Raw genomic sequence first — 12100 nt, forward strand, 5'->3', positions numbered from 1 at the left:
GGCATGAACTGATACTAATCAGTTAAATGTTTGTTTTAAAAGGCGCTACTCGGCATGGGGAAGCGCCTTTTTTATTAACGTCACACGGGAGGCTTTGGCGATGAACGCAAGATGTGAACCTGTCTACTTTGGCGATGAATCTAAAAAGATAATCCTGGGTGACGCGCTGACTGAGCTAAAAAAGCTACCCGCTGAAAGCATCGATCTCATTTTTGCCGACCCACCTTATAACATCGGCAAAGACTTTGACGGGATGGTGGAATCCTGGGACGAAGAGACCTTTCTGGCGTGGCTGTTTGAATGCATTGACGAGTGCCATCGCATTCTCAAACCACACGGTAGCATGTACATCATGAACAGTACGGAGAACATGCCGTACATCGACCTCAAATGTCGCCAGCTTTTTACCATCAAAAGCCGTATCGTGTGGTCATATGATAGCTCAGGGGTACAGGCTAAAAACTACTTTGGTTCGATGTATGAACCGATCCTGATGATGGTCAAAGATCAGAAAAACTACACGTTTAATCGTAATGATGTTCTGGTTGAAGCTAAAACGGGCGCTAAACGTGCGCTAATAGACTACAGAAAGAATCCGCCCCAACCTTACAATCAGAAAAAAGTACCTGGCAATGTCTGGGATTTTCCCCGCGTTCGCTATCTGATGGACGAATACGAAAATCACCCCACTCAAAAACCCAAAGCCCTCCTGGAACGCATCATTCTGGCTTCCTCCAACCCGGATGACAAAGTGCTGGATCCGTTTGCCGGCAGCTTTACAACCGGCGCTACCGCAGTGGAATTAGGTCGCAAATTTGTCGGTATTGAAATCAATGCTGAGTACGTAAAAATGGGGCTCAGAAGACTGAGTATCGGTTCTCATTTTTCAGAGACTGAACTTGCAAAAGTGAAAAAACGTAAGACAAAAAACCTGTCCAAAAAGAGCCGATTAACGGCAAACAGTGGCGCTCTTTCGGCAAAGTAAAGGCATTGTAAGTCTGCTTTTCAGCTTACTGATTTCGTGTATATTCCCTGCAAGCTTGGGCATGAATACACAGGATTTAGCAATGATTCGCAAGTATTGGTGGCTGGTTGTTTTTGCAGTCTTCGTTTTTCTTTTTGATGCGCTGCTCATCCAGTGGATAGAACTGATGACAACAGAGCACGACAAATGTCGGAATATGAACTCAGTGAATCCCCTAAAACTGGTCAACTGCGCCGATCTCGACTAGCACCGTCGACAGCCGTCAGGCCCTGGCGGCTAGACTACCCAACCTGGTTTTCACTCTGCATTAATTGCATTACGCAGCCGTCCGGGCTTAACATTTTTAATACATTATCAACTAATGCTGGCGCTTGCCCATACAGATCATAACTCTCTGGATTCATTAACCAGTTTTTTATTATTCCGCTAAAGCTACCATGCAAAATAATGATGATAACGTCTAAATCCAAGCTGGTGGCAATCAAATTTTCATCTATGCATCGTTGGAGAGAATCGCGAATACTTTGGTGGCTGAGACCTATTTTATCGCGAATGGCCTGCTCTGATATCATATCTTTATGGAATTCGCATTTATGATATAAAATCTGCATTAATGCCTGCTGACGAGGGTTCTCCGCAATATATTGTAATCCCACCACAAATTTTTCACGCAGTCGCTGTAAAGGGTTATCACCCCAACGACCAATAAGCTTGTCCTGAATAAGATCGCGTAAAGGAGGTTGTTGTAACCATAACTCATTAAACAATTGAGTTTTATTTTCGAAATGCCAATAAAGTGCACCCCGTGTCACATTGGCGGCATCCGCTATGTCGTTTAGCGTCGTATTACCTACGCCACGTGCGGCAAACTGTACAATCGCCGTTTCCATCAGGTGCTGTCGCGTTTTGAGGGCATCCGCTTTCGTTTTTCTGGCCATGATTCCGACTATCTGGATTGGAGTAGAGAATGATTAACTTTCTTATCTAATATTTTCGATCTGGAACAAATGTATCACTTAGCGTTTATTTAGACGAGGTCTAAAGTATTTAATTGCGGACATTACACACGAATAGATAAAACAAATAACCAAAACAAATATATTCACCATTCAGATGATCATTTCAAAATGTATTTATCAGCATCATGGTGTTACTATAAATATCACAATGAAACGGTAGCTGATTAATCTTTTTTTGCTTTTATGTGCCGTGAACCCCGCCCATAAATAAGTATTGCTTACATCGCAAGCTAATAATTTGTAGGATAGCCAACTATTATTTTTTCTTGTGCGCGTTATCACCCCTATTGTTACTCGGTTAATAACGAGCGTTCGGTTTTTTAAGGAATAGAAATGACGAAAAATGCCAGGTTTTCACTCCTGCCCTCATTCATCATCATCTCCGCTGCATTACTCGCCGGTTGTAACGATCAGGGAGAAACACAAGCACATCCCGCAGAGCCGCAGGTGACTGTCCATGTCGTCGAAAAGGCCCCTTTAGCCGTGACGACCGAATTACCCGGACGCACCACAGCATTTCGTATTGCAGAAGTCCGTCCTCAGGTTAGTGGAATTGTACTTAAACGAAATTTCACCGAGGGTAGCGATGTTGAAGCCGGTCAATCGCTTTATCAGATCGATCCAGCGACTTACCAGGCTGACTATGACAGCGCCAAAGGCGAACTGGCAAAGAGTGAAGCGGCGGCCGCTATCGCGCATTTAACGGTAAAACGTTATGTGCCGCTGGTTGGCACCAAGTACATCAGCCAGCAAGAGTACGATCAGGCAATTGCTGATGCCCGCCAGGCCGATGCCTCCGTAATCGCGGCCAAAGCGGCAGTCGAAAGCGCACGTATCAACCTGGCCTACACCAAAGTGACATCGCCCATTAGCGGACGTATCGGTAAATCTAACGTCACCGAAGGCGCATTAGTCACGAATGGTCAGGCAACTGAGCTTGCTACTGTGCAACAGCTCGATCCCATCTATGTTGACGTGACGCAGTCCAGTAACGACTTTATGCGCCTCAAGCAGTCTATTGAACAAGGCAGTCTGCATAAAGACAGCGCCAGCAGTACCGTCGAGCTGGTGATGGAAAATGGTCAGGCATACCCACTCAAGGGTTCATTGCAATTTTCTGATGTGACGGTTGATGAAAGCACCGGATCAATCACTCTCAGAGCCGTATTCCCTAACCCACAGCACACGCTGCTGCCAGGCATGTTTGTGCGTGCTCGCATTGATGAAGGCGTCCAGCCGAATGCCATTCTCGTTCCGCAGCAGGGGGTGACACGTACACCTCGCGGCGATGCCACCGTGATGGTCGTTAACGACAAGAGCCAGGTTGAAGCGCGGGCAGTTGTCGCCGCTCAAGCGATTGGCGACAAATGGCTCATCAGCGAAGGTCTGCAACCCGGTGACAAAGTTATCGTGAGCGGCTTACAAAAAGCACGCCCTGGCGTTCAGGTTAAAGCAACCGCCGATAACGAACCCCCTGCGACGAAAGCCCAATAAGGTAACCGGACATGGCTAACTTTTTTATCAGGCGTCCTATCTTTGCCTGGGTACTGGCCATCATTCTGATGATGGCGGGTGCTCTGGCAATTATGCAACTGCCCGTGGCGCAGTACCCGACCATCGCGCCTCCTGCCGTATCGGTTTCCGCCACCTACCCAGGTGCGGATGCGCAAACGGTACAGGATACCGTCACGCAGGTTATCGAACAGAATATGAACGGTATCGATAACCTGATGTATATGTCCTCCACCAGCGATTCAGCCGGGAGTGTGACCATCACGCTGACCTTCCAGTCCGGTACCGACCCCGATATCGCGCAGGTTCAGGTGCAAAACAAACTGCAGCTCGCCACTCCACTACTGCCGCAAGAAGTTCAGCAGCAGGGGATCAGCGTCGAGAAATCCAGTAGCAGCTTTTTGATGGTCGCGGGTTTTGTTTCTGACAACCCACAAACCACTCAGGATGACATTTCCGACTACGTCGCCTCGAACGTTAAAGACTCAATCAGCCGTCTGAATGGCGTGGGTGACGTGCAGCTGTTTGGTGCGCAGTACGCTATGCGTATCTGGCTGGATGCAAACTTGTTGAATAAGTACCAGCTCACGCCGGTTGATGTGATCAATCAGTTGAAGGTGCAGAACGATCAGATTGCTGCCGGTCAGTTGGGCGGTACGCCTGCATTGCCTAATCAGCAGCTTAATGCCTCTATCATTGCGCAAACGCGACTGAAAGACCCTGAAGAGTTCGGCAAAGTAACTTTACGCGTGAATAGCGATGGTTCGGTCGTTCACCTGAAAGACGTTGCACGCATCGAGTTGGGGGGTGAGAACTACAACGTAGTCGCGCGTATTAACGGGAAACCAGCATCCGGTCTCGGGATCAAACTGGCAACCGGGGCAAACGCGCTGGATACCGCAAACGCTATCAAAGCCAAGCTGGTTGAACTGCAACCGTTCTTCCCGCAGGGAATGAAGGTGGTCTATCCGTACGACACCACCCCGTTTGTAACCATCTCCATTCATGAAGTGGTAAAAACGCTGTTTGAAGCGATCGTGCTGGTGTTCCTGGTCATGTATTTGTTCCTGCAAAACATCCGGGCTACGCTCATTCCAACCATTGCCGTACCTGTTGTATTGTTGGGCACATTTGCCGTACTTGCCGCGTTTGGCTACTCAATAAACACCCTGACGATGTTCGGCATGGTACTCGCCATCGGCCTATTGGTTGATGATGCGATAGTGGTGGTGGAAAACGTGGAACGTGTGATGATGGAAGATAATCTGCCGCCCAAAGAGGCGACAGAAAAATCCATGTCACAAATTCAGGGCGCGCTGGTCGGTATCGCCATGGTGCTGTCTGCGGTATTTATCCCGATGGCCTTCTTCGGCGGCTCAACCGGGGCTATCTATCGGCAGTTCTCTATCACCATCGTTTCTGCAATGGCGCTTTCAGTGCTGGTAGCGCTGATCCTGACTCCCGCGCTTTGTGCAACGCTGTTGAAGCCGGTATCGGCTGAACATCACGAGAATAAAAGCGGTTTCTTTGGCTGGTTTAATGCCAAATTCGATCACAGCGTCAATCATTACACCAATAGCGTCAGCGGTATTGTGCGTAAAACCGGGCGTTACCTGGTCGTCTACCTGATTATCGTGATTGGGATGGCGGTGTTGTTTATGCGCCTTCCAACCTCCTTCTTGCCAGAAGAAGATCAGGGCGTATTCCTGACAATGATTCAGCTTCCGGCCGGTGCAACGCAAGAGCGAACCCAGAAAGTGCTGGATCAGGTTACGCATTACTACCTGAACAACGAGAAAGCCAACGTCGAAAGCGTCTTTACGGTTAACGGCTTTAGCTTCAGCGGGCAAGGGCAAAACTCAGGGATGGCGTTTGTCAGCCTCAAGCCCTGGGAAGAACGCAGTGGCGACGAGAATAACGTTGAATCGATTATCGCCAGAGCAACCCGTGCGTTTAGCCAGATTCGTGACGGCTTAGTGTTCCCTTTCAACATGCCAGCCATTGTTGAACTGGGTACCGCAACCGGCTTCGACTTCGAGCTGATTGACCAGGGCGGGCTGGGGCATACCGCGTTAACACAAGCGCGTAACCAACTGCTGGGTATGGTTGCTAAACACCCTGACCTGCTGGTTCGCGTGCGTCCAAACGGACTCGAGGATACCGCCCAGTTCAAGCTGGATGTCGATCAGGAAAAAGCTCAGGCCCTTGGTGTCTCGCTGTCCGATATTAATGAAACCATCTCCGCTGCGCTGGGTGGCTATTACGTCAATGACTTCATTGACCGTGGCCGCGTGAAAAAAGTGTACGTACAGGCAGATGCCAAATTCCGTATGTTGCCGGAAGACATCAATAATCTGTATGTTCGTAGCGCCAATGGCGAAATGGTACCGTTCTCCACGTTCAGTTCCGCACATTGGATCTACGGTTCACCACGTCTGGAACGTTACAACGGTATGCCTTCTATGGAACTGTTAGGAGAAGCGGCGCCAGGCCGAAGCACCGGTGAAGCGATGGCGCTGATGGAAAGCCTGGCGGAGAAACTGCCTAACGGTATCGGCCATGACTGGACGGGTATGTCCTATCAGGAACGACTCTCAGGGAACCAGGCGCCTGCGCTGTATGCTATCTCGCTCATCGTTGTCTTCCTTTGCCTTGCCGCATTGTATGAGAGTTGGTCAATTCCGTTCTCGGTGATGCTGGTTGTACCGCTTGGCGTGGTTGGCGCACTGTTAGCAGCATCGCTACGTGGGATGAATAACGACGTGTATTTCCAGGTTGGGTTGCTAACCACGATCGGTCTCTCGGCTAAAAACGCCATCTTGATCGTCGAGTTTGCCAAAGACCTGATGGATAAAGAGGGTAAAGGGCTGATCGAAGCGACGTTGGAGGCATCCCGCATGCGTCTTCGCCCTATCCTGATGACATCCCTGGCATTTATTCTGGGGGTTATGCCTCTGGTTATCAGCCACGGAGCGGGTAGCGGTGCACAGAATGCGGTCGGCACAGGTGTAATGGGGGGAATGCTAACCGCAACATTGTTGGCGATCTTCTTCGTTCCCGTCTTCTTCGTTGTCGTCAGACGGCGTTTTAGTCGGCACACTGATTAATTTGTAAAATAAAGGCGTCTACGGACGCCTTTTTCATCGGTACACTCTCTCTTTGTTTATTAATAAGATAGCCATTTATTTCATTTAAGTCGGTCATTAAAACCCGCCCGCAACCTTTCTTTTTATCCATTATTTTTACAATCCACATGAATTGAGATTATTCCTTCTGTCAGTCTTTTTTTAAGAGGTGGTAAAATAATGACCGAGTTCGCAGATGGCTTAGCGCTTGTCTTTGCTCAATTAGCGAAACGCTTATTTTTGAGGTAACACCATGAAAAGATTAATATCCGTTGCATTGCTTACCGCGTTTCTTGCCGGTTGTGCACACGATTCTCCTTGCGTACCTGTATACGACGATCAGGGACGCCTGGTCCATACCAATACCTGTATGAAAGGCACCACGCAGGATAACTGGGAAACAGCCGGTGCCATCGCCGGTGGCGCAGCCGCCGTTGCCGGATTGACGCTTGGGATAGTTGCCCTGACCAAATAACTCTTCTTAAAAGCGCGGTAGCTACCGCGCTTTTAGCAATAAAAATGAAATTCACATATAAGACAAAACGTTGGTTTATCGCCCTTTCTAAATAATAAAATTGTTATAGATATCCCTCACATATCCACGATTTGAAATTAGCATTTTTCCTGTTCTTGGTTACACCACGTTTTCTTTTCATTATTCTCACGCGATCAATATTAACGTCCGAAATCGTTATCACGCGTCCTGTCTAATTTTAAAATTTTTGCGCTGAAATGTGGCTTACGTTTCAATTTTGCACCACTTCAGGGCGCTGCATTTATTTTTTCCTGTCTACACTCTGCATATTGCGTCGAATAATCGTGCGCAAAAACCTGGCACTACCTTTGCTTAAAAGAGTATGGCCAAAGCCACAGACCGGTAAAAGACGTTTTCAGAACGTTTTCATAACAATAATTCCTCCACACAGGATGCTCTATGAAAAAGATGATAATAGCCAGCCTGGCTGCGGCCGGCGTGCTCCTTGCGATAGCAAATCAGGCGCATGCCGGCGCAACACTTGATGCCGTAAAGAAAAAAGGGTTTGTGCAATGCGGGATCAGTGACGGGTTGCCTGGCTTCTCTTACGCCGATGCGAGCGGTAAGTTTTCAGGTATTGATGTCGACGTATGCCGAGGCGTTGCCTCCGCCGTATTTGGTGATGATACCAAAGTAAAATATACCCCACTCACCGCCAAGGAACGTTTTACCGCGTTACAGTCTGGCGAAGTCGACATGCTCTCGCGTAATACCACATGGACCTCCTCTCGTGATGCAGGTATGGGCATGTCTTTCACTGGCGTAACCTATTACGATGGCATTGGTTTTCTTACCCACAATAAAGCCGGCCTGAAGAGCGCGAAAGAACTGGATGGCGCAACGGTATGTATTCAGGCAGGAACCGATACCGAACTGAACGTGGCTGACTACTTTAAAGCCAATAATATGAAGTACACCCCTGTCACCTTTGACCGCTCGGATGAATCAGCCAAGGCTCTGGAATCAGGACGTTGTGATACGCTGGCCTCCGACCAGTCTCAGCTGTATGCCCTGCGCATCAAGCTGAGCAATCCTGCAGAATGGATTGTCCTGCCAGAAGTTATTTCTAAAGAACCGTTAGGTCCGGTTGTACGTCGTGGCGACGATGAATGGTTCTCCATTGTTCGCTGGACGCTGTTCGCCATGCTGAACGCGGAAGAGATGGGGGTTAACTCGAAAAACGTTGATGAAAAAGCGGCTAATCCTGCAACGCCGGATATGGCGCATCTGCTAGGTAAAGAAGGGGATTATGGCAAGGATCTGAAGCTTGATAACAAATGGGCTTATAACATTATTAAGCAGGTAGGTAACTACTCGGAGATCTTTGAACGTAACGTTGGATCGGAAAGTCCGTTGAAGATCAAACGTGGACAGAACAACCTCTGGAACAACGGTGGCATTCAATATGCGCCACCGGTGCGCTAATGCAAAGTGATGTAACGGGCGCCGCAGCTGCGGCGCTCAGCCCAGAGCCATTGTTACCGAGGTTTTCTTATGCTTCATCGCCGCTCAACCGTAAAAGGATCGCTATCCTTTTCTAACCCTGCGGTCCGCGCCTGGTTATTCCAAATACTCGCCGTCATTGCGGTCATTAGCATTGCGGTCTATCTCATTCATAACACGATTAATAACCTGAGCAGTCGCGGTATTACCTCGGGATTTTCTTTTCTCGACCGCAGCGCCGGATTTGGTATCGTCCAGCATCTGATTGATTACGAGCAAGGCGATACCTATGGCCGCGTGTTCCTGGTCGGCCTGCTTAATACGCTGTTAGTTTCCGCACTATGTATCGTCTTCGCTTCATTTCTCGGTTTCTTTCTCGGGCTGGCACGCCTGTCAGATAACTGGTTATTGCGAAAGCTCTCCACGGTCTATATCGAAACGTTCCGCAATATCCCGCCGCTATTGCAGATCTTCTTTTGGTATTTTGCCGTATTACGTAACCTACCCGGCCCACGTCAGGCCGTAAACGCGCTGGATTTGATGTTTCTGAGCAACCGGGGGCTGTATATTCCGGCACCGCAAATGGGAGAAGGTCTTTTTGCCTTTTGTACTGCGGTCCTTATTGCCATCGCTGTCACCTTCGGGCTACTTCGCTTCAACAGAATGCACCAGATCAAAACCGGTCAGTTACGCCGTACCTGGCCCACAGCTCTGGCATTATTCGTGTTTTTACCGATGATTTCACAATGGTTTTTTGGCGCGGCCCTTCACTGGGATATCCCCGAGCTACGTGGTTTTAACTTCCGTGGCGGGATGGTGCTTATACCTGAACTAGCGGCTCTGACGCTGGCGCTTTCAGTGTATACCTCAGCGTTTATTGCAGAAATTATTCGGGCAGGAATTCAGGCTGTTCCTTATGGCCAACATGAGGCAGCACGCTCTCTGGGTTTGCCAAATCCGGTGACGCTCCGCCAGGTCATCATCCCGCAGGCGCTGCGCGTCATCATTCCTCCACTAACCAGTCAGTACCTGAATATCGTTAAAAATTCATCGCTCGCTGCCGCCATTGGCTACCCGGATATGGTTTCCCTGTTTGCTGGCACGGTACTCAATCAAACGGGACAAGCCATTGAAACTATTGCCATCACGATGTCGGTGTACCTGATCATCAGCCTGAGCATTTCTCTCCTGATGAATATTTATAACCGTCGTATCGCACTGATCGAGCGCTAAGGAGCCATGATGACAAAAGTACTACTGTCTCACCCCTCGCGCCAGAGCAGTAACCCGGCAAGCCGCTGTCTCTTCTGGGTTCGCAAAAACCTGTTCTCCACTTGGTCAAATAGCCTGCTCACGCTGCTATGCGTGTGGCTAATTTGGTCCTTCCTTCCACCGCTGTTGAACTGGGTATTTTTTCAGGCCAACTGGATAGGCTCTACCCGAGCTGACTGTACCAAAGCGGGGGCCTGCTGGGTGTTCATTCATGAACGCTTCGGACAATTCATGTATGGACTTTACCCACACGATCAGCGCTGGCGCATAAATCTGGCCCTGCTGATTGGCCTGGTCTCAATCGTTCCCATGTTCTGGAAAATCATTCCCCACCGTGGTCGTTATATCGCCGTTTGGGCAGTTCTTTATCCTTTGGTGGTCTGGTGGTTGATGTACGGTGGTTTTCTCGGACTTGAGCGGGTAGAAACCCGGCAGTGGGGCGGGTTAACGCTGACGCTTATCATCGCATCCGTCGGTATTGCGGGTGCACTCCCGTGGGGGATTCTACTGGCATTGGGACGTCGTTCTCATATGCCAATCGTTCGGATTTTATCCGTCATTTTTATTGAGTTCTGGCGCGGCGTACCGTTGATCACCGTCCTGTTTATGTCCTCTGTCATGCTCCCTCTGTTTATGTCGGAGGGGACCAGTATCGACAAGCTTATCCGGGCCCTGGTCGGTGTCATTCTTTTCCAGTCAGCCTATGTTGCAGAGGTAGTTCGTGGGGGATTACAGGCCTTGCCAAAAGGTCAGTATGAAGCGGCTGAATCACTGGCCCTGGGGTACTGGAAAACCCAAGGGTTGGTCATTCTTCCACAAGCTCTCAAGCTGGTTATTCCTGGTTTGGTTAATACGATTATTGCCCTGTTCAAGGATACCAGTTTGGTCATCATCATCGGCCTGTTTGATCTCTTCAGCAGCGTGCAGCAAGCAACCGTGGATCCTGCATGGCTGGGTATGTCGACTGAAGGATATGTTTTTGCCGCACTGATTTACTGGATCTTTTGTTTCAGTATGTCGCGTTACAGCCAACATCTGGAAAAACGTTTTAATACCGGGCGTACACCGCACTGAGGAATTTATGAACCAATTATTAAGGCCGTCTACTGACGCGATGATTACGCTGGAAAACGTCAACAAATGGTACGGACAGTTCCACGTTTTGAAAAACATCAATCTGCAGGTAAAACAAGGAGAGCGTATCGTCTTATGCGGTCCTTCCGGCTCGGGTAAATCGACAACTATCCGTTGTATTAACCATCTGGAAGAACATCAGCAAGGACGTATTGTGGTAGATGGGATTGAACTCAATGAAGACATTCGCAATATTGAGCGCGTCAGGCAGGAAGTTGGCATGGTCTTTCAACACTTCAACCTCTTTCCTCATTTGACGGTCCTGCAAAACTGTACGCTGGCACCAGTCTGGGTGCAAAAAATGCCGAAAAAAGAGGCTGAAGTGTTGGCAATGCACTACCTTGAACGGGTTCGCATTGCCGAACATGCGCATAAATATCCAGGGCAAATCTCTGGCGGGCAACAGCAGCGTGTGGCCATTGCACGTTCGTTATGTATGAAACCTAAAATTATGTTGTTTGATGAACCCACATCAGCGCTGGATCCAGAAATGGTGAAAGAGGTGCTTGATACCATGATCGGTCTGGCGCAATCGGGTATGACTATGCTGTGCGTTACCCATGAAATGGGATTTGCCCGCACGGTGGCCGACCGCGTGATCTTCATGGATCTTGGCGAGATTGTGGAGCAGGCGCCGCCAGATGAGTTTTTTGCCAATCCCAGGTCAGAACGTACGCGGGCATTCCTGTCGCAGGTGATTCATTAATCTTCTGTTTTGCCCGGTGGCGTTGCGCATACCGGGCTTACAGGTTAGCAAGAAGCATAACGCAAAAAGGCCATCCTTTCGGATGGCCTTTTCACTTGTTTGATGTCTGGCAGTTCCCTACTCTCGCATGGGGAGACCCCACACTACCATCGGCGCTACGGCGTTTCACTTCTGAGTTCGGCATGGGGTCAGGTGGGACCACCGCGCTACAGCCGCCAGACAAATTCTTTTCTAAGCGCCGAACTTTAACCGAAAAACTGGTGCTGATACCCAGAGTCGAACTGGGGACCTCACCCTTACCAAGGGTGCGCTCTACCAACTGAGCCATATCAGCACACTAAATTTGATGCCTGGCAGTTCCCTACTCTC

General features: G+C 49.2%; 10 protein-coding genes, 1 tRNA gene and 1 rRNA gene. 9 read left to right on the plus strand and 3 right to left on the minus strand.

Annotation, left to right across the window (positions count from 1 at the left end; genetic code table 11):
• Positions 1–100: 100 nt before the first annotated feature.
• Both yhdJ and FDX11_RS15495 read left to right on the plus strand, forming a co-directional pair.
• Complete coding sequence (yhdJ, locus tag FDX11_RS15490) at positions 101–985, plus strand: adenine-specific DNA-methyltransferase (RefSeq protein WP_042311358.1); 885 nt, start codon at positions 101–103, stop codon at positions 983–985.
• Positions 986–1067: 82 nt separating this feature from the next.
• Positions 1068–1232, plus strand: coding sequence for a DUF2556 family protein (locus FDX11_RS15495; protein ID WP_032940702.1), 165 nt, complete (start codon positions 1068–1070; stop codon positions 1230–1232).
• Positions 1233–1266: 34 nt separating this feature from the next.
• Here FDX11_RS15495 and envR read toward each other — a convergent pair whose 3' ends face one another.
• Positions 1267–1923 carry an acrEF/envCD operon transcriptional regulator gene (gene envR, locus FDX11_RS15500; protein ID WP_047026429.1) on the minus strand — a complete coding sequence of 219 codons (657 nt, stop codon included), beginning with the start codon at positions 1921–1923 and terminating at the stop codon, positions 1267–1269.
• Positions 1924–2337: 414 nt separating this feature from the next.
• Between envR and FDX11_RS15505 the strand changes: the two genes are divergently transcribed.
• The 7 genes from FDX11_RS15505 to FDX11_RS15535 all read left to right on the plus strand — a co-directional run bounded on the left by FDX11_RS15505 (position 2338) and on the right by FDX11_RS15535 (position 11731).
• Positions 2338–3498 carry an efflux RND transporter periplasmic adaptor subunit gene (locus FDX11_RS15505; RefSeq protein ID WP_061382543.1) on the plus strand — a complete coding sequence of 387 codons (1161 nt, stop codon included), beginning with the start codon at positions 2338–2340 and terminating at the stop codon, positions 3496–3498.
• 11 nt (positions 3499–3509) lie between these two features.
• Positions 3510–6623: an efflux RND transporter permease subunit gene (locus tag FDX11_RS15510; protein WP_042311363.1), complete on the plus strand. Its 3114-nt coding sequence runs from the start codon at positions 3510–3512 to the stop codon at positions 6621–6623.
• A gap of 271 nt (positions 6624–6894) precedes the next feature.
• A complete protein-coding gene (locus tag FDX11_RS15515; protein WP_003025292.1) occupies positions 6895–7116 on the plus strand; it encodes a lipoprotein in 222 nt (73 codons plus the stop codon).
• A 459-nt stretch (positions 7117–7575) separates the two neighbouring features.
• Positions 7576–8601: an amino acid ABC transporter substrate-binding protein gene (locus FDX11_RS15520; protein ID WP_038634415.1), complete on the plus strand. Its 1026-nt coding sequence runs from the start codon at positions 7576–7578 to the stop codon at positions 8599–8601.
• Between the two features lie 69 nt (positions 8602–8670).
• A complete protein-coding gene (locus FDX11_RS15525; protein ID WP_042311364.1) occupies positions 8671–9852 on the plus strand; it encodes an amino acid ABC transporter permease in 1182 nt (393 codons plus the stop codon).
• Positions 9853–9861: 9 nt separating this feature from the next.
• Positions 9862–10965 (plus strand): amino acid ABC transporter permease, encoded by a 1104-nt coding sequence (locus tag FDX11_RS15530; protein WP_137398184.1) that lies wholly within the window; start codon positions 9862–9864, stop codon positions 10963–10965.
• A 7-nt stretch (positions 10966–10972) separates the two neighbouring features.
• Complete coding sequence (locus tag FDX11_RS15535; protein WP_038634423.1) at positions 10973–11731, plus strand: amino acid ABC transporter ATP-binding protein; 759 nt, start codon at positions 10973–10975, stop codon at positions 11729–11731.
• 104 nt (positions 11732–11835) lie between these two features.
• Here FDX11_RS15535 and rrf read toward each other — a convergent pair.
• Together rrf and FDX11_RS15545 are read right to left on the minus strand one after the other, a co-directional pair.
• Positions 11836–11951: ribosomal RNA gene (rrf, locus tag FDX11_RS15540) — 5S ribosomal RNA — on the minus strand.
• Between the two features lie 38 nt (positions 11952–11989).
• Positions 11990–12065, minus strand: a tRNA-Thr gene (locus FDX11_RS15545).
• Positions 12066–12100 lie beyond the last annotated feature (35 nt).

It is taken from the genome of Citrobacter sp. wls714, assembly GCF_005281025.1.
GTDB lineage: Bacteria > Pseudomonadota > Gammaproteobacteria > Enterobacterales > Enterobacteriaceae > Citrobacter > Citrobacter werkmanii.